Source organism: Mycolicibacterium holsaticum DSM 44478 = JCM 12374 (assembly GCF_019645835.1).
Lineage (GTDB): Bacteria > Actinomycetota > Actinomycetes > Mycobacteriales > Mycobacteriaceae > Mycobacterium > Mycobacterium holsaticum.
In genome coordinates, this window is sequence record NZ_CP080998.1 from 3,754,047 (window position 1) to 3,775,928 (window position 21,882).

Here is a 21,882-nt window from a genome sequence, read left to right on the forward strand (position 1 = left end):
TAAAGAGAAACTATTGACGGCAGAGACCCTCCTGCGGTTCCAACGTCAACCCTACTATCCGGTAGGCATGCGAAGGGCCACGTGCGCTGGCCCGCGCATCCGATTAGTCACCGGTTGCGCGGGCGCAGACCACCGAAACCGATGCGCTCAGCGCGCTCCGCGCACCAACCGGCCGGGCCGCGCACCGGTGTCGGCGCCGTCACGGCGGGTCACCATTCCGTTGACGATCGTGGCGCGATAGCCGGACGCACCCTGCACCAGCCGGTTACCTCCGGCGGGCAGGTCGTATGCCATCCGTGGCGCGTGCAGGGTCAAGGTGTTCATGTCGATCACGTTGATGTCGGCCTTCTTGCCGACGGTGATCGTGCCCCGGTCGGAGAGCCCGAACAGCTCAGCGGTGTCGCGGGCTTGCTTGCGGATGACGTATTCCAGGGGCAGTTGCTTGCCACGGTGCCGGTCGCGCGCCCAATGGGTCAGCAGGAACGTGGGATATGAGGCGTCACAGATCATGCTGCAGTGCGCACCCCCGTCGGACAGTCCCAGAACTCCTGCGGGGTGGGTGAGCATCTCCCGGATCGCGTCGTGGTTGCCGTCGGCGTAGTTGTACAGCGGCAGCAACAGCATTGCGCCCGCGTCGGATTCGAGCATCAGGTCATACATCGTTTTCAGCGGGTCTTCGCCGCGGTCGCGGGCGATCGCCGCGACCGTGCGATCGGGCGTGGGTTCGTAGTCGGGCGGCTCCCCGAGCGCGTAGAGCCGGTCCACCGAATGCTGCGCGAACGCGAACATCCCGTCGAACAGCAGGTTCGGGTCGATGGGCAGGTCGTCCTCGGCGAGGATCGCCGCCTTGACGGCAGGTTCGGCGAGACGCGCGGCGAGCTCTTCGCGGGTGCATTCGGCCTTCAGCCGCCGATAGGTGGGCCGGTGGGTGAACGCGTGGTGGCCCGGAAAGCCCAACAGCATGCCGAACGGGCGCGCCGCGATCTGCGGGTACAGCCGGCTGCCCGCGTCGTGGGCGGCCGCGCTGATCTCGAGCTGTTCACGCCACAGGTTGGGGTCTGCGTCGACCTGAATCAGCGCGAAGCTCAAGGCGCAGTCGATTTCGGCACCCAGCCGGCGCATCCACTCCAGCTCCTTCTTGGGCGCGACGATGTCCTCGCCCGCCGCACCTTGCGGCGCGAGCTCGAACACCGCGGCACCGCCTGCGGCCATCGCACGCCCGAGCGCGAACAGTTCGTCTTCGGCAGCGAACGTACCCGGCACCGGTTCGCCGTCCATGGCCCGGTGCGCAAGGGTGCGCGAGGACGAGAAGCCCAGCGCGCCCGCCTCCGCCGCCTCCTGCACGAGCCGGCTCATCATCGCGATGTCCTCCGGCGTCGCAGGTTCGTTACGCGCGCCGCGCTCCCCCATCGCATACGCGCGGACGGTTCCGTGCGCGATCTGGCTGCCGACGTCCACCGCCAGCTCACGTTTGCCGATCACATCGAGGTACTCCGCGTAACTCTCCCAGCCCCAGCTGATGCCTTCGGACAGCGCGGCACCCGGAATGTCTTCGACGCCCTCCATCAACTCGATGAGCCATTCCTCGCGGCCGGGCCGCACCGGTGCGAAACCGACGCCGCAGTTGCCCATGACGACGGTGGTCACGCCGTGGTTACTGGACGGCTCGAGCAGGTCGTCCCAGCTGACCTGGCCGTCGTAGTGGGTGTGGATGTCGACGAACCCGGGCGCCACGATGTTTCCGGTGGCATCCAACGTTTCCCGCGCTTCGCCCTCCAGCGCAGGATCGTGCGGCCCGCGGCGGCGCACTTCGACGATCTTGCCGTCCTTGACGGCGACGTCGGCCTGGAACCGGTCGGCGCCCGTTCCGTCAACGACCGTTCCGCCAGTGATTTTGAGATCGAACACGATTCACTCCTCGAGTCCCCTACCGGCCGCTACAGTGGCAATGTAACACCGTTACAGGCCGATGTCGTCGACTTCAGACAGGCAGGACGCTTCGATGACGACCCAGACCACACGCGCACAAGATAACGCCGGCCAAGCGCCCCGCACCGCCGATGCTGACGCGATCGGCGCACCGCCGCAGCGCCCCACCCTGGTACCGGCCGAGCGCTACTACTCGCCGGCGTTCGCCGCGCTGGAAACCCAGCGGCTGTGGCCCAAGGTGTGGCAGGTGGCCTGCTCGGTCGACCACGTCGCCGAACCCGGCGACTACTTCGAATACCGGTGCGGGCCGTACTCGGTGCTCATTGTCCGCGGTGAGGACGGCGCCCTTCGCGCGTTCCAGAACGTATGCCGCCATCGCGGCAACACGCTCTGCGCGGGAACGGGTTCTGGGCTGCGCGAGCTGAAATGCGGCTACCACGGCTGGACATGGGATCTGTCCGGGACGCTCAAACGCGTGCCCAACCGCAAAGGCTTCGGTGCACTGCACATGTCGGAACTGCCCCTGCACGCGGCCAGGGTGGACACCTGGGAGCGGCTGGTATTCGTCAACCTCGACGTCGATGCGATGCCGCTTTCGGAGTTTCTGGAAGAGGTTCCATCAGACATCGCGTGGAACACGCTGGGCGACTTCCGCTGCTACGCCACGATGACGATCGAAGTTGATGCGAACTGGAAAACCATCGCCGACGGCTACAGCGAGACATACCACATTCAGACGTTGCACCCGGAGCTTCGCCGCTGCACGGACGACGTCCATGCGCCGCAGGCGATCTGGGGCCACACGGGCAAGTCCGAACAGCTCTACGGCGTGCCCAGCCCGCAGCTCAAAGAACCCGTGTCGAGCCGCGAGGTCTGGGACGCCTACGTCTATACCCAGGGTGCGTTGATGGGCGCCGGGGAAGGCACCCCGCTGCCCGAGGGCCGGCCCGCACCGGGTGAGACGGTGGCAGAGGTGATCGCCGAGCAAATCCGTGCGTTCGCGGTGGCGCGCAGCGTCGAATTGAGTTGGGCGAGCACCGATCAGCTGCTGCGGCTGCACCAGTACAACGTCTTTCCGAACATGACGCTGCTGACCAACGCCGACCATCTGACGGTGATGACGTCGCTGCCCGGCCCCGATCCCGACCACGGTGAACTGGTGATGATGTTGTGGGCGCGAATGCCACCCGGTTCGCCGCGAATGACGCCGGCCGATGTCCGGATGCCCGCCGGGCAAGCCGATCCCGGGGTGGTGCTGACCCAGGACATCACAGTGCTGGCGGGCATTCAACGTGGCCTGCATCAGCCGGGTTTCACCCACCTGACGCTGTCCAACGAGGAACGGCGGGTGATCAACATGCACCGCAACCTCGAACGCTACCTCGACCTTCCAGAATCGGAACGGATCACCGGAGGTGAGACACCCTGACCGGCGGCAAGGCCGACGGCGGACGCGGCCAGGACCACGTCAGCGCCGAAGCGATTCTGGAGACGGCGGCACACCTCATCGAACTCGACGGCGTGGAGGCCTTGACGATGCGCCGCCTCGCCGAGCAGATCGGGGTGGCGGTCACCTCGATCTACTGGCATGTCGGCGGACGAGACAAGCTGCTGGACAGCCTGGTTGACCGGTTGCTGAGCCAGATGGCCCAGCTGCCCGCCGACGGCGCCACACCCGTCGAGCGCATCGCCTCGCTGGCCCGGGCGCAGCGGCGCGCCCTGATCGAGCGGCAGCATCTGCTTGCCGTTGCCCACGACCGCGACCGCACCCCGCTGCTGTTCCTGCCGATTCAGCAGACCCTCGCCGTCCAGCTGGCCGAGCTCGGGGTGACAGGCACCGACGCGGCGCTCTTCCTTCGCGCGGTTCAGGTGCACGTCATCTCCTCGGCGGTAATGCAATTCACCGCTGTGCGAGGAGCCAAGCACGAGGAAGAAGATCCCACGCTGTGGGGCGACGATTGGCCCGATCGCGAACTGGTGGAGGCACTGCGATCCCCCACCGACTATGACGCGGTCTTCGAATACGGGCTCGACGCGCTACTGGCGCCGCTGCGAAAAAGGAGATGAATGACCAGGTTTGAGGGCAAAGGCGTGCTCGTCACCGGTGCGGCCTCGGGCATCGGAAAGGCGACCGTTGAGCGACTGCTGACCGAGCAGGCCGTTGTGGTGGGTATCGATGCGGCGCCCGATGCTGCAGATGTCGACGCGGACAGGTTCAGTTACCGGTGCACCGACGTACTCGACGCCGACGCGGTCGCGGCCGCGGTGGCGGCCGTGGTCACCGCCGCCGGCCGACTCGACGGAGTGGTGCACTGCGCGGGTGTCGCCGGCGGCGGCCCGATACACCTGCTGCCCGACGAAGAGTGGGATCGCGTGGTGAACGTCAACCTCAAGGGGACGTTCGTCGTTCTGCGGGCCGCGCTGAGCCAGATGGTGCAGCAGAGCCGGGTCGGCGGCGAGCGGGGCGCGGTCGTCAACCTGGCGAGCATCGAAGGTCTGGAGGGCACCGCAGGCGGCAGTGCGTACAACGCCTCAAAGGGCGGCGTCAACCTTCTCACCAAAAACGCCGCAATCGACTACGGGCCCAGCGGAATTCGGGTCAACGCCATCTGTCCGGGCTTCATCGAGACCCCGATGTTCGACGCGGTCGTCGGGATGCCCGGCATGGAGACGCCGCGCGAGGCGCTGCGCCACGAGCACAAGTTACGCCGGTTCGGCCGCGCCGAGGAAGTCGCCGCCGTTGCGGCCTTCCTGTTGTCCCCGGACGCCAGTTTCGTCAGCGGACAGACGATCGCCGTGGACGGCGGCTACACCGCTGGACGCGATCACCACGTCACCGAGCTGATGGGCCTTGGCGAGAACTAACGGGGGCGAACAGCGGGACGTAGACGGCGTCCTCGCCGACGTCGTGGCGTTCGAAGCGCACCTCGACAGGCAAACCGACGCGCACCGAATCCGGGTCGCAGTCGACGATGTTTGTCGCGATGCGCAGGTCTGCCTGCTCGACGAGCTCGACGATCGCGACCACGTACGGAACCGGCACCGCGGGGTTGAACGGTTGGTGGTTCACGGTGTAGCTGAACACCGTGGCCTTACCCGACACCGCTTGCACGGCAAGCGCACCGTCGCACTCGGGGCAGTCGGCAGCCGGAGGATGCACCCACCGCGCACATCCAGTGCACCGACCGATGAGCAGCCGACCGTCGGCGCCGCCGGTCCAGAACGCCCGATTGTGCTCGGTCAGTACGGGCAGGATCCGCGCCGGAACGGCGGGTGGGGCGTCGTCGGGCATGACAAGCAAAGTACATTCCGGGCAGCTGTCATCACAAAAATAGCCGGATGAAACGGACGGACCGGATGGGCCACTTCGAAAAGGACGCGATCATCAGCGGTCTGGGCATCTCGCGGGTCGGTCGGCGCACCGGCATCCCCGGGCTGGAGCTGACGCTTGATGCCGCCCGTGCGGCCATCGCCGATGCGGGCCTGACGGCGAGCGACATCGACGGCATCGCCTCGCTGGGCGATACCCCGCTGGCCGACGTCACCACCGCACTTGGCGTCGACGTGCCCGACCACACATCCGGGTTCGACACCGGCGGTCTGCTCACCCCGGTGATGTCGGCGTGCCGCGCGGTCGCCGAGAAGTGCGCCCGGCATGTGCTCGTGTACCGCACGGTCCTGATGCTCGGCGGCACGATGACCCAATCACCGTCGTCGTCGGGTCCCAACCCGCTGGCCAACCCGCCGGGCGAGACGCACACGCCCGGAACGCGAAGGAAACTCAAGCCGTTCGAGGACATCGACGAGCTGCTGGCCGCCCATGCCTACTCGGCGGCCAACTGGTTGGCGATGCACTGCCGGCGGCACATGGAGCTCTACGGAACGACCAAGGAACAGCTGGGTTGGTTGGCGGTCAACAGCAGGCGCAACGCCGCGCTCAACCCGCAAGCGGCCTACCGCGAGCCGATGACGATGGACGACTACCTGGCGGCGCGTCCGGTGTCGACGCCGTTCGGGCTGTTCGACTGCGACGTACCGGTCGACGGGTCGATCGCCGTGGTCGTGTCGCATGCCGACTATGCGGCCGATTGTCCCAACCCTGCCGTCGGCGTGGAGGCCGTCGGCGGCTCGTACGGTTCGGGCGGGTGGTTTCATCGCGACGACTTCCCGAAGATGGCCTCGGTCGAGGCGGCCGCTCAGATGTGGTCGCGCACAGATCTGACCGCGTCGGATGTCGACGTTGCCGAACTCTACGACGGTTTCACGTTTCTCACCATCGCGTGGCTCGAGGCGCTGGGGTTCTGCGCCGACGGCGAAGGCGGCCCGTTCGTGGCTGGGGCGACCCGCATCGCCCTCGACGGGACGCTGCCGCTGAATACCTACGGCGGCCAGCTGTCGGCGGGACGCATGCACGGCTACTGGCTGCTGCACGAGGCCTGTCTGCAGTTGCGTGGTCAGGCCGGTGCACGCCAGCTGCCTCGCCGACCCGAGGTGGCCGTCGCTGCCGCAGGAGGCGGACCGATCGCGGGCTGCATGCTGCTGACCTGTTGATGATGCTCACTTCTCGCCGGCTTCAAGCGAGAGCACCGTGATGTCCGGCGGTGCGCCGACGCGCACCGGCGGGCCCCAGAACCCGGCGCCTCGGGTGACGTACAACTGGGTGTCGGCAACGGTGGACAGCCCGGCGAGGGAGGGTTGGTCGGCGCGCACGAGGTAGTGAAAGGGCCACATCTGGCCGCCGTGGGTGTGCCCGGATAACTGCAGGTCCACTCCGCTGGCGGCCGCCTCGGTCACCAGGACCGGTTGGTGGGCAAGCAAAATCGTCGGGCCGGACTCGTCGAGCCCGGCCAACGCCCGCTCCAGGTCCGGCGGATCGGACCGTTGGCCGCCCGCGACGTCGTTGACGCCGGCCAGCCCGAACGTCGCACTGCCCCGACGGATCACGGTGTTCTCGTTGCGCAGCACGTGCACGTCGAGCCGGTCGAGTTCACGCAGCCACGACTCGGGGTCGGCGACGTAATACTCGTGGTTGCCGGTGACGAAGAACGTACCCGCACCGGAGTTCAAGTCTCGCAACGGTTCTGCTGCTGGACCGAGCTCGGCTACGGTGCCGTCCACCAGGTCGCCGACGATCGCGACGAGATCGGGCTGGGCCCCGTTGATCATCTCGACTATCCGCTCGGTGTGTGCGCGTCCGGCCAGGGGGCCGAGGTGGATGTCGGAGACGACCGCGATCCGGAATCCGTTGAAGGCCGGGTCGAGCCGGCGCAGCCGCATCGGCAGCTGCAACAATTCCGGTGGTCCGAGCGCGCGGGACACGCCGAAGCCGACCACGCCGACCGATACCGCGCCGGCGGCTACGGCGCTGGACCGGGCCAGAAACACCCGCCGGTTCATCGCGGGCTCTTGGCCGGTCGGTGGCTCGGGCGTACCGCGTTTGGCCCAGCCACGCAGCAAGACCCGGACGGGCTCGGTCACCAACAGCGTCAGGAAGAGATAGGTCGCCAGGCCGAACCAGATGTACCCGGGCCAGGCATACCATCCGGAACCGGAAACGCCGACGGCGCGCGGCAGCACCAGCGCCGCCACCAAGAACACCGCCAGCGCGACCAGCAAGCCCGTGAGCATCCACCTGGTGCGCCCGGGCCCGGTCGTGTCCTTGACCAGACGCTTCCACAGGTAGAGGTGCATCAGCCCGAGGATCGTCGCCAGAACGAGGATGAACATTCACGTCCCTGTCGGATGAAAGATCAGACGCCGGCTGGATACCGCCGGCCCTACCGCGCCACGATATGTGAACGCGCTATCAGCCCAGGTACGACAGCATCGCAGCGGTTCTTTCGATCTCGCCGACTTGGCACGGCTGGTCAACTAGGTTTCCATATGTGGAACCGCCCCACAGCTACATACGGAATGCCCCTGATTCCGTAGTGCACCACGAGGACTACCTCACCAGCAGCGACGACCACGCACTGTGTGGCATCACGTTCGAGGGCCCGACCAGACTGGATCGAGCTGCCCGGCCCGTCGCGGTGTGCCCCGACTGCGAGGCCAGGCTCATCGAATATCACCTCGTGTGGTGGCGAGACAAAGCCCTGGCGGCCCTCGCCGAGAACGACGAGCTCCGGATCAAGAACCGCGAGCTGGCCGCATCCGCCGAGGATCGAAGCGCCGCGCGGGCGGCACCACGGCCGGAGCGGCAGCGCGCGCCGCAGGGCGCTTCGCCTGCCGGACACACCGATGCGCAGCCCGGATCCCTGCTTGATCAGGCCCGAACCGAACTTCTGGAGCTTTGTCAGCAGTTCGATGGAGCGGTGCCCTACCGGCGGGTGAAGACCACCATGCAGGCGTTCAGCGACAAGCTGGATTCTGACGACCGAGCCCGCCTTGCCCAGCAGATCGGCAACGATGGCTCGCTACTTCGTTGGAGCACAACAGAAGTGCAAAAGCATGGCTGGTCGGTGACCGATAACCCGGTGCAGGCCAGCCCCGAAGAGATGTGGGACTACTGGACCCGGGATGCGCACCAGACGCCGAAACCGAGCAGGTGGCGCATGGCGCGGTCCCGGACCCGCGACAGCAGATAGCGTCGCGCTGGGCTAACTGCCCATCGCCGCGCACGCGTGTTCGGCGCACGGGGTCGGCCCCATCGCGCAACCGCTTGAGCCGAGTGCCGATCCGATCCGAGTGTGGGACGCCGGCGTGCCGTTGACGCTGGCAATGATCGCTCGCACGGTCCGGCGGCACCGTCCGCAGTCCGCCCCGGCGCCGCATGCCGCCGTCACCTGCTTGGAGGTGAGTGCGCCTTTCGCTACCGCGTCAGCGACCAACTCGCTGGTAGCGCCCGTGCAGAGACAAACGAACAACCTAAGCCACCTCGATGATCGGACGAGACTAAGTAAGTCTCACCTAAGTTCTCTCGCAGCTTATTAGGTGAGCCTAAGCATGGCAAGACCTACCGCCAAGATTTTCTGCTGACCGGGACTTTTCTGGCCTGCCGAGGTGAATCGCCTTGTCAGCGGCGGTGTGTTCGGTTCACGGGCGCCGGTTTGTAGGCTTTCGGGCATGCCGTTGAACCACGGTGAGGTCTTCGCTGGATATGTCATCCAGAGATTGCTCGGCAGTGGCGGAATGGGCGAGGTCTACCTCGCCCAGCACCCCCGGCTGCCTCGTCACGATGCGCTGAAGATCTTGTCCGCAGCCTCCGGAGGTGACGAGGAGTTTCGGGCCCGCTTCATCCGCGAAGCCGAGTTGGCCGCGACACTCTGGCACCCACACATCGTCGGTGTACTCGACCGGGGTGAGTTCGACGGCCGGCTGTGGATCTCGATGGACTACGTGGACGGCACCGACGCAGGACGACTGATCCGTGAGCACTATTCGCGCGGTATGCCCGAACCCGAGGTCTCAGAAATCGTGACAGCGGTGGCCGATGCGCTCGACTTCGGTCACGAGCGTCGTCTGCTGCATCGTGACATCAAGCCGGAGAACATCCTCGTCACCGCGTCCAACGGCCAGCGTCGCAGGGTGCTGCTGACCGACTTCGGTATCGCACGCAGGATCGACGATGTCAGCAACCTCACCAAAGACAACGTCGCGATGGGAACGATCAATTACGTGGCGCCCGAACAGCTTTTGGGCAGGCCGCTCGACGGTCGGGCCGATCAGTATGCGCTGGCCGCCACGGCCTTCCATCTGCTCACCGGCAAGCCCCCGTTTGAAGATTCGAACCCCGCGGTGGTGATCAGCCACCAGCTGAACACACCGCCCCCGCGGGTGTCAGATCATCGACCCGAACTCCGCCATCTCGACGCGGTGCTGATGAGGGCGTTGGCCAAGGACCCGGCCCAGCGATACCGGACCTGTCTCGACTTTGCTCAGGCGCTCGCGGCGCCTGGTGTGGGCGCCCACTCGGGTTCACCATCGTCGGGTCCGGCGTCCACGCAGCGGCTCGAGCGTCTGGTGGTGCGCGGGACCGCACGCGGTGTCGCGCAAAGCGTCGTCGATACCGGCCACGGCGTGGGGACGTTGTCGTTTCAGGTGGTCCCCCACAACCCCGTGGACAACCGGCGCGCACCGATTCCAGTCGAGATACAAACCCAACTCGTCTCGGGGCAACTCGCCGAAGGGGACGAGGTCGAGGTCGGCGGTGTCTGGGATGGCGACACTCTGGACGCCGACACCATCGTCAACGTGTCGGCCGGCGTTCGACCCAAGAGAGGATCGGCTCAGCCCCGAAACAAACTCCCAGGGGACAAGGCACCGGCACGGCAACGGAATCGCAAAGGCGCACTCGTCGCGCTCGCGGCAGTGGTCGGGGTGATCGTGTTGACCGCGGCTACGGTCGCCTACTTCAGCGATGGCTTCGGTATGTGGGCTCGCCCCGGACCGATCGTCAAGCCGGTGAGCGCGACGGTGTTCGCACCCGGCGGGGCCCCGGACAATCCGCAGGACGCCGACTTGGCGATCGACGGCAACCCGGACACGTCGTGGTCGACCGTCACCTACAAGGATCCCGTGCCGTTCCCGAATTTCATCGAAGGGATGGGGCTGGTGCTGCACCTGTCCGCACCCACCGAACTCAGCGCCGTCACGATCGACTTGACGAGTACGGGCACCGAGGTGCAGATCCGCTCGTCACCCACCGAAAACCCCGCCGAGTTGTCCGATACCAGCGTGCTGACCCCCACCACGTCACTTCAACCGGGGCACAACCGCATTGAGGTGGACAATGCGACGAAGACATCCAACGTGCTGGTGTGGATCGCGAAGTTGGGCACGACCAACGGCCAGAGCCGCACGGAAATCTCGGAGATCACCTTGCAGGCAGCGGGTTAGGGTCGACGCATCCCGGCCGCGTCCTGCAGATGGGCCAGGGCCCGCGCGCTGTCGTCGGTGACGAAGACCAGGTCGTCCAGCGGTGCCGGAAGGAGCCCGTCGTCGGCCATCCGGCGAAGCTGAACGGTCAAACCATCGTAGAAGCCTTCGGTGTTCAACAGCACCACCGGTTTTCGGTGCAGCCCGTGTTTGCGCCGCTCGAGGATGTCGGTTGCCTCGTCCAACGTGCCGAGGCCGCCCACCATCACTACGACGGCGTCAGAACGCGCGAGCAACAGCTCCTTGCGCTGGGCGAGGTCGTCGGCGAACACCATCTCATCGGCGTCCTTCTTGGCGAATTGCCGTAGGAATTCCACTGAGACCCCGACGAGTTCGCCCCCGGCCTCACGTACTCCATCTGCGAGCACCTTCATCAGCCCGGTATCGGATCCGCCCCAGACCAGGGTGTGCCCACCTTTGCCGATGAGCTCTGCGAACTCGCGGGCGGCGTGTGTGTAGCGCTCGTCAAGGTCGGCGGCCGACAGAAAGACGCATATCCTCATTCGGCTTGGCCATCGACAACGGTGAGGATGCCCGAAGGGGCGCCGATGGCCGCAATCGTCCGCGCCGCCGCGGTATCGATGTGCACCCTTGGCGCCGCGGGTAATTCGTTTTCGAAGTAGGTGCCGGGACCGTAGAAGAACCCGTACCGAAGTACGACACCGTCGGCCGCGAGCACGGCTTGCTCCAGCGAGGCAACCGCGTCGGCCTCCGCGCCGGGCGGCATTGTCCACGCGACGCTTTGAGCCACAATCTTCGTCGGGCCTGCGCCGTTCATCGCCTCGATGAGATTGCGGGTGCCCTCGACGCGGATGCGCGCGTTGAGTAGCGATATCTCGGGGAGATCGGCCAGCGCGTCGGGTAGGTCCGTCAGCTCGTGAAGAACGACGTCGGGCGAGAACGAGCGCACGGCGGTCCTCAGGGCCGAGCGATCGAATACATCGCAGATGATCGGCTCGGCGCCGATCGACGCGAGTTGGCTCGCCTTGCCCGGCGATCGCGTCATGGCGCCGACGGTGTGACCGGCGTCGATGAGCGCCGGTACGAGGCGGCTACCGATGACCCCGGTGGCACCTGCGACGTAGATGCGTTGACCTCTAGAGGTGGTCATCATCACCCTGCCTTCCCGGCTTGACGACTGCACCCTTGACGCTACGCCCCGATTGGCCCGGGTACGTGGGCTAATCCTGCCCTAGAGTCTTGGGCCATTCGGCCGGAGCGTCCCCCAGAAAGCGCATCGAAAAGACCGTCCTCGCACCCGAAAACGGCAATCACCGTCGGCTTCCCCTCCAGAACTGGAGGCCGTACCGGACCAATCGGCGCGTCGGTACCCGCGTCGGCCAGTCATCGGCCCGGAAGTGGGCGTCTGAGCCGCCGTCGACGAAAACCACGCTGCCACAGAGGAAATCCGCGGCGTCCGACAGCATGAAAACCATCCATTGCGCGAGTTGGTCCGGGCTGCCGAAGCCGCCGACAGGAACCGGGAACGCCCGGACTGTCCTGGCTTCTCGAGGGGTTGCCAGCTGCCTTTCGAGTAACGGCGTCAAGATCGCACCGGGCGCCAGTGCATTCAGCCGGATGCCCGCACCGGCCCATTCGGGCCGCACGGCGTTACGCCGCAGCCAGCGGGCGACGGCGATCTTCGAGCCACCGTACGCCAACGATGTTGCGGCCGAACGGAAAAGCCTCAAGGTGCGTACGGCGCGATCCAAGTCGCCGTCGAGCAGGGCGCGCACGGCACGGTTGGGCACCATCGGCATGGTGGTCGTCGAGTTGCTCGCCACCACAACTACTTTGGCTTTCTTGGCTGCGGCCAGCGCCGGCCGCCATGCGTCGAGCAGTTCGGTCACCCCGAAATAGTTGACCGACAGAATCAACCCGACGTTCTCGGCTCCGGGCAACGGGCCGACACCGGCAGCCAGGACGGCGCCGTCGAGACGGCCGTCGGCACGGTCGAGCACAGCCGCCGCGGCGTTCGAACGGCCCCGCGGGGTGGACAGATCGGCCACCACATCAGCGTCCCGTTGATCGACACCGATCACGGTATGACCGTCGGCGCGCAACTGTTCGGCCGCCGCACGCCCCATCCCTGAGGCCGATCCCGTCACCGCGTAGACACCCATCGGCTACTCCTGGAAGTTCGGTTTGCGCGCGACGCGGATGCGCCGGTCACCGCTACAACATAGTGACGATCGGTTGCCCTGCCGATTCACGGGACAGCGCATGGCATTGCGGCGGCCCGCTAACGCTTCATCCTCGGTTTGGTCACGACCGCCTGATTTGGCGGAGCCAGTGGTTTGATCGGGCCACCGACTCGCGAACGACGGCTAGAGGTGCGACTTGACTGTGCTGGGTGCGGCAGCCCTGGTCCTTCTACTGTTCGCGGTCGCCGCCGCCGGCGCAGTATGCGGGTTCATCGCCGCGATCGTTGTGCTGAGGGAAAACAGGCGCACCCGCAGGTTCTTCGTGCTCGGTGTCCTGACCGGCCTGGTGACAGCCAAGCTCACCCGCGGCAGGCATCACCGGCTGCGGGCGATCGGCGCCCTGGCCCTTCGACGTCGCAGCCTCAACTGGTGGCTGCGGCGGCCGCGGTCAGCGGATTACCGACCTACGTTCCCGTCGCGCATCGCGTCGTTGTCACGCTCGAGCGTGACGTTGCGTTCGTCCAGGGCCGCGTTGCGGTCCTCCAGCGAGAGGATGCGACCGATGCCTGCAACGTTGACCCCCGCGTCGACGAGCTCTTTGATCCGCTGCAACCGGACGAGGTCGTCGGCGCTGTAGCGCCGGGTTCCGCCCGGGCTGCGTGCCGGCGTCAGCAGACCGTGGCGCTCGTAGAGGCGCAGTGATTGTTCGCTGATACCCGATAGCTCGGCAGTTACCGAGATTCCGTATACCCCGCGGTCCGACGGGGGCGGGGCAGCTTCCCGGGCCCCGTCGCTAATCTCGTCGTGAATCATCAAAATCGTCCCGATAGCTAGGAAATGTATGCTGCGCTACGAGCAATATATAGTTATTCTGTTGCAGAAGTCCAATGGTAGTGCTATATAAAACTTATCTGTGGAGACATAGATTAGCGTCTTGCGTTGACGTGGGAACGCAGCGACGGGAGGGACGTCATGGTGTTGCATCCCCGCGACGGCACCTGCAACCACGACGGGGTACCGCCGCGATCCGCGACGGCGGTGACACGCGCCCCTGGTGCGTTGACCAGTGCGCCCGCCGATCTCGACGAAAGCCACGAAGCCGTCGAGCTTGCGGTCGGTACCGGCGAACCCCAGCGAGTAGGCAGGTTCCGCTTTTACACCGAGGGGCAGCGGTGGGAATGGTCGGAGAACATCGAGCGGATGCACGGCTACGAGCCGGGAACCGTGATGCCCACAACCGAGCTGCTGCTCAGCCACAAGCATCCCGACGACCGTCAACAGGTGGCCGCCGTCCTGGAGCGGGTGGTGAACGGAGAGCCGTTCAGCAGTCGGCACCGCATCATCGACACCGCCGGGCGCACCCACTGGGTCATCGTCATCGGTGACCGCATGGTCGACGAAGCCGGTGAGATCATCGGCACGTCCGGCTTTTATGTCGACTACACCGAGACCATGCAATCCGACATCTCCGCCGCGGTATCCAAGATGGCGGAAGGCCGCGCCGAGATCGAACAGGCCAAGGGCCTGCTGATGTCCGCCTACGGCATCAGCGCGGACCGCGCCTTCGACATCCTGGTGTGGCGCTCACAGGAGACCAACATCAAAGTCCGGGACCTGGCCCGCCGATTCGTCGCGGAGATGACGGGCGGGCTGGCGGCCGATACGCGCGCACGCGTCGACCACGCCCTGTTGACCATTTCCTGACTGCGATCCTCAGGGGTTCTCCAGGCTGGTGTCTCGATCAATGGGACTTGCGGTTGTCCGTGATCGGCGGCGAGTTCACGGTGAGCTATCCGTATCACCGATCAACCAGGAGGCTCAGTGAACGACGGCCCTGAACCCGACGCGGTCGCGAGTCCGCCGACTCAACCGCCGGCCGCACGAGGCAGATCAGTGTGGTGGAAGTATTGCGGCGCCGCCCTCTTCTCGCTGCTGCTCCTGTTCGGCGCAGCGATTCCCGCGTCGGCCGCCGAGTTGATGAGGGTGACGTTCGTGCGTCACGGCGAGTCGGCCGGCAACGCCTCGGGTCTGATCGACACGTCGACCCCGGGACCCGTTCTCACCCAGAAGGGTCAGGAGCAGGCGCAGGCCGTTGTCGGCACGCTGGGCGACAACAACTACGACGCCATCTACGGATCGACGATGGTGCGCACGCAGCTGACCGCTACGCCGATGTCGCAATACCTGCGCCTGCCGATCCAGGTGCTACCCGGTCTGCAGGAGATCGAGGCCGGCGTCTTCGAAGGCACGCCGGAGAGCGAGGCCGAACAGGGCTACGCCCAGGCCATGTTGGCGTGGACGTTTGCCGGGCAGCGCGACGTGCGGATCCCGGGCTCGGTCAACGGCCATGAGTTCGACGCCAGGGTCGACGGTGCGCTGCAAACCATGTACGACAACGGCGACCGGAACCCCGTCGTGTTCTCCCACGGCGGCACCATCATGTTCTGGACGATGATGAACGTTTCGAACCTCACCTTGCAGCAGAAGATCGAGCTGCTGCGCACCAGTCCTCTGGACAACACCGATTACGTTGTGATCGAAGGGAATCCCGAGGACGGCTGGATTCTGGTGAACTGGAACGGCCAGCAGTTCAGTCCCGACCTCACCCTCGCCGGGGCGACCAGGCTGCACATCCGGACGTTGAGCCGACAGCTCGTGGCCACCGCGCGGCAGGTTGCCGAAGCATTGGCCACCAGAGACCCCGCGACGATCGCCACCGCGTTCAACCGCGGTTTCGCCGACGCCGCGTATTCGGTCGTCAAGTTCCAGCGCGCGATGGTCGCCAAGGTGAACAGTGAACTGGCCAAGGCGGTCAAGCCCAACACGCCGGCCCCGTCATCGGTCGAGGTATCGACGGTCGATTCGACCACCCCTTCTTTGGCCGCCGACGCCGCTCGAACCGTCAGTTCGACGACCAGCTTCACGGCTGACGACGACGGCCCGGCCAGCGCGTCGGACCGCACGCCGGGCACAGGGGCCGGTGTCGATGATGAGGCCGCGGAGAGCGCCGTCGACGATGACGCGACGATCGTCGCATCCGATGCCGACGGGACCGAAGACGAGACGGCGGCCGCTGAGGATTCGGAGTCCGAGGCGGACGAGACGGGTGCGACGGCCAACGGTGCGACCGACCTGAAGGACGGAAACAAGGCCGTGCCCGGCACGTCGCTGCCCGGAGCTCAGGTGTCGGACACCGGCGTCGAGGTCAGCGATGACACCGTCGCGCCGGGCCCGAAGGTCGGTGACAGCGGTGAGCAGGACGCTGCCGAATCCTCGGCGTCGGGCGCCTCAAACGCCGATAGCACCGGCGACACGGACAGCTCGGGTCAGCAAAGCGCGGCCGCATGAGTTGGTAGCCAGTCGGTGAGCACAGCCGGCCCCTTCCCCATCGGCGGAAGGGGCCGGTTTCCTGTGCGAATCCGGCCGGTTTGGGCCACCACCGGCGCTGTCGGTGAGATCGTTCGGGTGCCGACTACTACTGCGGAGGTGTTTGTGCAGCGAGACGCGCCGACGTCGATGGTGGATCGGGTCGCGCTGATCCTGAACTCGCTCGAGGCCGCCGACAAGCCGCTGCCGCTCGACCAGGTTGCCGACCAGACCGGGTTACCGCGCTCGTCGGCTCATCGGATCCTCACCCAGCTGCACGGGGCGGGGCTGCTGCACCACCGGTCGACGGGGTACTGCCTCGCGTCGGCGCCGCGCGGCGATGATCATTCCCAGCTGCGCGCGGTGGCGTCCCCCGTTCTCGAACGCCTCCGTACCGATACCGCGCTGGCGGTGCATCTCGGCGTGCTGCGCGGGGCCGACGTGCTCTGCCTGGACCGGCTTTCGGGCGATAGCGTCGGGGTGGCACCGCTGCGCGTCGCCAGCCACACCCCCGCACACGCGAGCGCATTGGGTAAGGCGATGCTGGCGCAGCTCTCCCCCGAGCAGGTGGACGACATCCTCGTTGCCCCGCTTCGAAAATGCACTCCGGCGACGATCGCCGACGTCCCCACCCTGCATCAGGAGTTGGCGCGGATCAGATCACGCCACGGCCTCGCCTACGACGACCAGGAGCTGGCCGTCGGGCTCGCAAGCGTGGCGGCTCCGATCCCGCTCACCGGCGGTGAGGTTGCGGCGCTTTCGCTGACCGGCGCGGTGCCGGTGGCCCGATTGCAAAGGATGGCACCGTTTCTCACGCGCTCCTCCCGGGGTATCGCCGAGCGCTTTGCCAGCACATCGGGGTCGTCTCGTAACCAATCCGCTCCGGTGAGCGTCACCGACGACATGTTGTCGCGGGTCCTGCGAACGCTGTCGTCCGATGACTGGGTGTGACCGGCACCTACCAGATGAGGTCATCGACCTCGAGGCCCAGCGTGAACCTGCCCACCACTGACAGCACCTGCTCGACGTTGCTGGAGACGTGCATGCGCGCGGTCTGCACGTCACGCCACACCCGTTCGACCACGCCGCCGTCGTCGCGGTGACCCGAGCGGTGCACGACGGTGTTGACCGCCCGCACGGCACGTTCTGCAGCCATCACCTGGTCGCGCCGCGTCCGTAGCACCAACGCGGTATCGGGTTGGGCGCCGCCGCGAACGCAGTCCATCAGTTCGGCGACGTTGCGGTGGATCTGAAGCACCGACAACTCCAAGTCGGTACCGGCCATGGAGATCTGGTCCGACGGCGCCCGCGTATCAGAAGCCGCGACCACGCGTTGGGCCGCCCCGATCAGCGGAATGGTTCCGGCCAGGGTGTAGACCGTCGGTTGTGGGAGCCGGTCCAGCGCGGGCACGGTCGCGCCGAGGTCGAAGTCCAGCCAGCTGAACGAGCGGTATCGGGGCACAAACGCGCCGGAGACCACGACGTCGTCGGCGCCGATTCCGCGCAGCCCCAAGCCGTTCCATGTCGACTCGACGGCATAGTCGGAACGGGGCACCAGGACTGCTACGAAATCCTGTGCGGCGCCGTCGGATCCGACCAGCAGCGCCGCAACGCTCAACCATGAGGCGTGGTGGGCTCCCGTGCAACGCGTCCACCGGCCCGACAGCCAGAAGCCGCCGTCGACTGCCTCGAGCCGTCCGGTCGGAGCGTAGGACGAACACAGCAGCGCGCGCGGGTCAGCACCCCATATCTCGTGCAGGACCCGCTCATCGCGCACGGAAAGGCCCCAGTTGTTCACCGCGAGCCATCCGGCCAACCACCCTGTGGACGTGCAGGCCGAGGACAGCTCCCTGGTGGCCGTCAGGTAGACGTCGGGCGCGTTCTCCAGTCCGCCGTACGGCTCGGGTTGCAGAAGCGAAAAGTAGCCCGCGTCGTGCAGACGCCCGATCACCTGGGAGTCCACCGCGCCGTTACGGTCGACCGTGTGCGCGGCCGCTGCGATCTCGGGCAGCAGGGACCGCACGGAGCTGAGCACGGACTCCGAGGGGCTCATTCCCATCTCGGGACGTCTGCTGCGGCGGGCATGCCTACCATTGTCGCTGTCCGTGGAGGTGGGCATGGCCGAACCGGCCGGTATGCATCAGGCAGTGCGCGCGGTGGTCGACGCGGTGACGGCTGAATCCGTTGCGGCGCTCCGCGGCTCGATTGCCGGCCGGATGCTGCAACCGGTGCGGTTCGGCGGCGCGGCGCTGCGCGCCGACGAGTTCATCGCAGCGATCTGTGAGCTGAGCGCGCTCGACGGTTCATCGGGTTGGCTGATCGCCGCGTACAACGCGGCCGCCAACGAGGTCGCAGCGCTGCCGGGCGACACGGCCGACGAAATTTGGGCGGCCGACCCGGCGGCACTGGTCGCCACCAGCTATCGAGCCGACGGACGGCTCGACGCGAACGGCCGGCTGAGCGGTCGGTGGGCATCGGTTCTGGGTGCCGCGGACGCCGACTGGCTGCTGCTCTCGACGAGCGGTGGCCGTCGTGTCCTGTTGCCGTGCAGCGCGGTGCGCATCGATGCGGTCCGCACGTCGGCCGCCTTGGACGCCGAAGGCACGCGCGACGTGTCGGTGTACGAGGCGCCGATAGACCCGCGTCATGTATTCACCGGCCCGCGCGACAGCGTCGCGGCGCTGGCGGCAGCGGGCATGGCGGCCGTCGTGGTGGGAACCGCCGACGGGGTCTGGCGCAGATGCGTCGACCAGATGCGCAGGCGCCTGGCCACGTCGTACGGCGGGGACCAGGTCACCACTGCGGCAGCCGCGCAGGTGGCCCGGGCGGCATCCGACGTCGATGCCGCCAAACTTCAGGTCGCCGCGTCGCTCGGGGACGGCGAGGTTGCCGCCACCACGTGGGCCTGTCATCAGGCCGTCGCGCGGGCACGTGATGCAGCCGACCGGCTGCTGGCCGTCAGCCGAAGCGCCCTGGACGCATCTGACCCCGTCGCCGGGCAGTGGACAGCGCTGCACACCGCCGCCCGGATTGCTGTTGTGCACCTTGATGATTTGGAACATCAAGCGGCGCAGGCTGTTACGGAATAGCGGTACTCAGTCGAACAATCCGTCGAGCGCGGTTTCCTCGATACCGAGCCACCGACCGACTTGCTCGCGGATGGCGTCGACTTCGTCTGGGTCAAGGTGATGGGCCCCATCCGGGGTGATGCGGCACAGGTCCATCGGACCTCCGACGCTGGGCGACGACACGTCCAGCGCGTCGAGCACTCGAAGAGCGGCGACCAGACCGTAGTCGACGCTGCGTTCGGTCATCCGAAAGTTCGACAGCAGGGCGTATGCCTGCTGCGCCATCGGCGCGCCGCTGCCCACCGCCTGAAATCCGGTCTCCTCGTAATGGCCGATCAGCCCGTGCGGGTCGATGTCGACGATGAACGGCCGGTCCCCCGCGAATCCCGCCGCTAAGACGTAGGTAGCCGGCGTCGCGCCGCTGGCCTTCGCGGCGGGCACGTCTTCGATGAAGTTGTCGTAGTGATGTTTGAGCACCGGCACCGTACGTCGCTGCAGCGCGCGGCCGATGTCGTCGGCCTCCAAGATCGCCTCGGGCTCGGCACGGAAGATCTCTTCCAGGTCGTAGAGCACCGCCCGCGATCCGCTGCCGCCCCACGCCGCGTGCTTGCCCATCATGTGCAGCTTCTGCGCCGGATAGCTCAACCCGCGACCCGGATCGGTGATCTGGGAATCCGACCCCATCACCAACCCGTCGGCGCAGCGCAGCGCCAGCACCACCGTCACCATGCGATGTTCTCACGGCACGCGTCGGTTGCGGGCGGGTTACGGTGGCCGCCAATGATGGTCTCCGCCGTTCCGACGCGTCTGGGGCACACCGACTGCGAGCGCATCGCCGGGGTCGCGCTGGCGCAGCCGGTGCTGGCGGTCACCAGCCTGGCCTACGTCGTTGTCGGGATAGCGGCGCCTGGCACGTGCTTTCCGCTGTCGCAGTCGGTTCGGCGGCCTGGGCCATGACACCGCGACCGGCCGAGCCCTTAGATACCCAGAGCCCGGGCGGCGGCCGTCGCCACCGCACCCTGTAGATCCGACACGGGTCGGCTGCCGCGCAGGTGGATTGCGTTGGTGAACAGCACCACGTAGGTATTTGACCCTGGGTCGAGCCAGAGCGAGGTTCCGGTGAAGCCGGTGTGGCCGAAGCTGCCGATCGGGAAGATCGTTCCTCTCGGCCGGGAGTGTCCGGTGTCGATGTCCCAACCGAGGCCGCGCAGGTTTTGGCCCCGGATCGCTGGATATCTCGGAGCGACATCGCGGGCGGCGGCGTTGGCCGCTTGTAGCTGGTCGGTCGAATGGCCGGGCTGTTGAGGGGTCGTCATCAGCTGCAAGGTCGCCTGCTGCAAAGGAAATGGGCTCGGACGGCCCGCCAGCCGATCAAGCAGTGCCTGTGCATAGCGGCTGACGTCGAGCACGGTCGAGAACACGCCGGCGGATCCGGCCACCCCACCCATGCGACGCGCTGTCGGGTCGTGCACGGTGCCGCGAAGTAGGCGCCCGAAGTCGGGATTCCTGTGCGGGTCGGCCCTGTTCTCCTCGTCGAGTGCCGTCGGGGCGATCCGCGGCAACAGGTCCGTGTTCCAGGTGCCCTCCGCGCACCTGTCCGGGCCTTGACCCTGCGTCCACGCCAGCGCCACTCCCCTGATCTTGTGCGGCCCACAAGCTTTCGCCGGTGGCAGGTAGCGGGTGTCGTGCATGCTGAGCGGCGCGAAGACATTTCGCTGGACGTATACGTCTAACGTCTGGCCCGTGACCTTTTCGACCAACGCGCCAAGCAGGATGAATCCGATGTCGGAGTAACGGAACACCTCACCGGGCTCCGAAAGCAACGGGGCGTTGAGAGCGCGATGGACGCCTCCGGTTTTGTCGGCGCGGTCAAGCCCCCAGGGCTCTCGTAGGTCGAGGTCGCCGGGTTCGCCTGATGTGTGGGTGAGCAACATGCGCACGGTCACCTTCGCGCGCTGCGGGTCGTTGGCCGGGTTGAATTCGGGCAGGTACGCCTGGACGGGCTTGTCGAAGAAGACCTTGCCCTGTTCGTAGAGCTGCAGAACGGCGGTTGCCGTGCCGATGGGCTTCGTCAGCGACGCGATATCGAAGATCGTGTCCATGGTCATCGGTTCGGCGGGCGCGGGCGCGCCGTCGAGCCCTTGTTCACCGTCGAGCTTGCGCACACCGTAGGCCCGCTCGAAGACGATCTTGCCGCCGTGTCCGACCGCGACCACGGCGCCGGGCAGCCGTCGTGCGGCGATCGCATCGTTGATCAACGTGGAGACTGCGGGAATGTCGGGCGTGGACGGGTTGATCGGTGTCTGCGTAGGCGCGTTCGCCGCTGCCGGCGCCTGGGTGGTGCGTGGGCCGTCGTGCACATCAGTTGGATACGCACGGTTACACGACGTGACCGCGACGAGGATAAGTACGGCCAATGCAACGAACCTGACCATTGCCACCTCAATCCATTGAGGGTGCCTGCGACGCGCCGTCCGTGGCCACGTACCAGAAATCAG

21 protein-coding genes and 1 pseudogene are annotated in these 21,882 nt (G+C 66.7%); 11 read left to right on the forward strand and 11 right to left on the reverse strand.

The genetic code is table 11. The features are described 5' to 3' along the window. Nucleotides 1-147: 147 nt before the first annotated feature. Nucleotides 148-1,908 (reverse strand): N-acyl-D-amino-acid deacylase family protein, encoded by a 1,761-nt coding sequence (locus K3U96_RS18235; RefSeq protein WP_220690649.1) that lies wholly within the window; start codon nucleotides 1,906-1,908, stop codon nucleotides 148-150. Nucleotides 1,909-2,002: 94 nt separating this feature from the next. Between K3U96_RS18235 and K3U96_RS18240 the strand changes: the two genes are divergently transcribed. From K3U96_RS18240 to K3U96_RS18250, 3 genes are read left to right on the forward strand one after another with little or no spacing between them, the layout of a single operon-like run. After that, the gene (locus K3U96_RS18240) at nucleotides 2,003-3,358 is read left to right on the forward strand and encodes an aromatic ring-hydroxylating oxygenase subunit alpha (RefSeq protein WP_220690650.1); all 1,356 of its coding nucleotides are present in this window, start codon (nucleotides 2,003-2,005) and stop codon (nucleotides 3,356-3,358) included. A 56-nt stretch (nucleotides 3,359-3,414) separates the two neighbouring features. Further along, nucleotides 3,415-3,996 (forward strand): TetR/AcrR family transcriptional regulator, encoded by a 582-nt coding sequence (locus K3U96_RS18245; RefSeq protein WP_268928486.1) that lies wholly within the window; start codon nucleotides 3,415-3,417, stop codon nucleotides 3,994-3,996. Beyond that, a complete protein-coding gene (locus K3U96_RS18250; protein WP_069404878.1) occupies nucleotides 3,997-4,794 on the forward strand; it encodes an SDR family NAD(P)-dependent oxidoreductase in 798 nt (265 codons plus the stop codon). On the opposite strand, the gene K3U96_RS18255 is transcribed toward K3U96_RS18250, so the two are convergent. Beyond that, on the reverse strand, nucleotides 4,763-5,221 hold the full coding sequence (locus K3U96_RS18255; RefSeq protein ID WP_220690651.1) for a Zn-ribbon domain-containing OB-fold protein: 459 nt from the start codon (nucleotides 5,219-5,221) through the stop codon (nucleotides 4,763-4,765). The two genes, K3U96_RS18250 and K3U96_RS18255, sit on opposite strands and share 32 nt — an antisense overlap. Nucleotides 5,222-5,286: 65 nt before the next feature. Here K3U96_RS18255 and K3U96_RS18260 point away from each other — a divergent pair, with 65 nt between their 5' ends. Beyond that, the gene (locus K3U96_RS18260; protein ID WP_220693577.1) at nucleotides 5,287-6,480 is read left to right on the forward strand and encodes a thiolase family protein; all 1,194 of its coding nucleotides are present in this window, start codon (nucleotides 5,287-5,289) and stop codon (nucleotides 6,478-6,480) included. A 6-nt stretch (nucleotides 6,481-6,486) separates the two neighbouring features. Here K3U96_RS18260 and K3U96_RS18265 read toward each other — a convergent pair whose 3' ends face one another. After that, complete coding sequence (locus tag K3U96_RS18265; RefSeq protein WP_220690652.1) at nucleotides 6,487-7,656, reverse strand: metallophosphoesterase; 1,170 nt, start codon at nucleotides 7,654-7,656, stop codon at nucleotides 6,487-6,489. A gap of 203 nt (nucleotides 7,657-7,859) precedes the next feature. Here K3U96_RS18265 and K3U96_RS18270 point away from each other — a divergent pair, with 203 nt between their 5' ends. Next, a complete protein-coding gene (locus K3U96_RS18270) occupies nucleotides 7,860-8,516 on the forward strand; it encodes a hypothetical protein (RefSeq protein ID WP_220690653.1) in 657 nt (218 codons plus the stop codon). Nucleotides 8,517-8,627: 111 nt separating this feature from the next. Here the strand turns inward: K3U96_RS18270 and K3U96_RS27215 are convergent. Beyond that, a pseudogene (locus K3U96_RS27215) lies at nucleotides 8,628-8,795 on the reverse strand ((2Fe-2S)-binding protein); the annotation flags it as partial. 199 nt (nucleotides 8,796-8,994) lie between these two features. Between K3U96_RS27215 and K3U96_RS18280 the strand changes: the two are divergent. After that, a complete protein-coding gene (locus tag K3U96_RS18280) occupies nucleotides 8,995-10,767 on the forward strand; it encodes a serine/threonine-protein kinase (protein WP_220693578.1) in 1,773 nt (590 codons plus the stop codon). On the opposite strand, the gene K3U96_RS18285 is transcribed toward K3U96_RS18280, so the two are convergent. The 4 genes from K3U96_RS18285 to K3U96_RS18300 form a co-directional block, all read right to left on the reverse strand. Continuing rightward, a complete protein-coding gene (locus K3U96_RS18285; RefSeq protein ID WP_220690655.1) occupies nucleotides 10,764-11,309 on the reverse strand; it encodes an LOG family protein in 546 nt (181 codons plus the stop codon). The two genes, K3U96_RS18280 and K3U96_RS18285, sit on opposite strands and share 4 nt — an antisense overlap. Beyond that, nucleotides 11,306-11,917, reverse strand: a complete 612-nt coding sequence (locus K3U96_RS18290; protein ID WP_220690656.1) for an SDR family oxidoreductase — start codon at nucleotides 11,915-11,917, stop codon at nucleotides 11,306-11,308. Before K3U96_RS18290 ends, K3U96_RS18285 begins: the two co-directional genes overlap by 4 nt. 160 nt (nucleotides 11,918-12,077) lie before the next feature. Beyond that, nucleotides 12,078-12,929, reverse strand: coding sequence for an SDR family oxidoreductase (locus K3U96_RS18295; RefSeq protein WP_220690657.1), 852 nt, complete (start codon nucleotides 12,927-12,929; stop codon nucleotides 12,078-12,080). Nucleotides 12,930-13,406: 477 nt separating this feature from the next. Next, a complete protein-coding gene (locus K3U96_RS18300; protein WP_372514943.1) occupies nucleotides 13,407-13,748 on the reverse strand; it encodes a MerR family transcriptional regulator in 342 nt (113 codons plus the stop codon). A gap of 141 nt (nucleotides 13,749-13,889) precedes the next feature. Between K3U96_RS18300 and K3U96_RS18305 the strand changes: the two genes are divergently transcribed. The 3 genes from K3U96_RS18305 (at nucleotide 13,890) to K3U96_RS18315 (ending at nucleotide 17,267) form a co-directional block, all read left to right on the forward strand. Then, nucleotides 13,890-14,654, forward strand: a complete 765-nt coding sequence (locus K3U96_RS18305) for a PAS and ANTAR domain-containing protein (RefSeq protein ID WP_230982186.1) — start codon at nucleotides 13,890-13,892, stop codon at nucleotides 14,652-14,654. A 189-nt stretch (nucleotides 14,655-14,843) separates the two neighbouring features. Beyond that, nucleotides 14,844-16,298 (forward strand): histidine phosphatase family protein, encoded by a 1,455-nt coding sequence (locus K3U96_RS18310; protein ID WP_230982187.1) that lies wholly within the window; start codon nucleotides 14,844-14,846, stop codon nucleotides 16,296-16,298. Nucleotides 16,299-16,436: 138 nt separating this feature from the next. Then, nucleotides 16,437-17,267 carry an IclR family transcriptional regulator gene (locus K3U96_RS18315; RefSeq protein ID WP_230982188.1) on the forward strand — a complete coding sequence of 277 codons (831 nt, stop codon included), beginning with the start codon at nucleotides 16,437-16,439 and terminating at the stop codon, nucleotides 17,265-17,267. A gap of 7 nt (nucleotides 17,268-17,274) precedes the next feature. Here the strand turns inward: K3U96_RS18315 and K3U96_RS18320 are convergent, their stop codons facing one another. Next, nucleotides 17,275-18,435 carry an acyl-CoA dehydrogenase family protein gene (locus K3U96_RS18320; protein WP_230982189.1) on the reverse strand — a complete coding sequence of 387 codons (1,161 nt, stop codon included), beginning with the start codon at nucleotides 18,433-18,435 and terminating at the stop codon, nucleotides 17,275-17,277. On the opposite strand from K3U96_RS18320, the gene K3U96_RS18325 reads away from it, so the two are divergent. Further along, nucleotides 18,434-19,405 carry an acyl-CoA dehydrogenase family protein gene (locus tag K3U96_RS18325; RefSeq protein ID WP_220690658.1) on the forward strand — a complete coding sequence of 324 codons (972 nt, stop codon included), beginning with the start codon at nucleotides 18,434-18,436 and terminating at the stop codon, nucleotides 19,403-19,405. The genes K3U96_RS18320 and K3U96_RS18325 overlap by 2 nt on opposite strands. Before the next feature lie 6 nt (nucleotides 19,406-19,411). Here the strand turns inward: K3U96_RS18325 and K3U96_RS18330 are convergent, their stop codons facing one another. Next, nucleotides 19,412-20,110, reverse strand: coding sequence for an Ntn hydrolase family protein (locus tag K3U96_RS18330; RefSeq protein ID WP_069404884.1), 699 nt, complete (start codon nucleotides 20,108-20,110; stop codon nucleotides 19,412-19,414). Between the two features lie 54 nt (nucleotides 20,111-20,164). Here K3U96_RS18330 and K3U96_RS18335 point away from each other — a divergent pair, with 54 nt between their 5' ends. Then, the gene (locus K3U96_RS18335) at nucleotides 20,165-20,341 is read left to right on the forward strand and encodes a hypothetical protein (protein ID WP_220693710.1); all 177 of its coding nucleotides are present in this window, start codon (nucleotides 20,165-20,167) and stop codon (nucleotides 20,339-20,341) included. 20 nt (nucleotides 20,342-20,361) lie between these two features. Here the strand turns inward: K3U96_RS18335 and K3U96_RS18340 are convergent, their stop codons facing one another. Continuing rightward, nucleotides 20,362-21,819, reverse strand: coding sequence for a serine hydrolase domain-containing protein (locus K3U96_RS18340; RefSeq protein ID WP_220690659.1), 1,458 nt, complete (start codon nucleotides 21,817-21,819; stop codon nucleotides 20,362-20,364). Nucleotides 21,820-21,882: the final 63 nt, after the last annotated feature.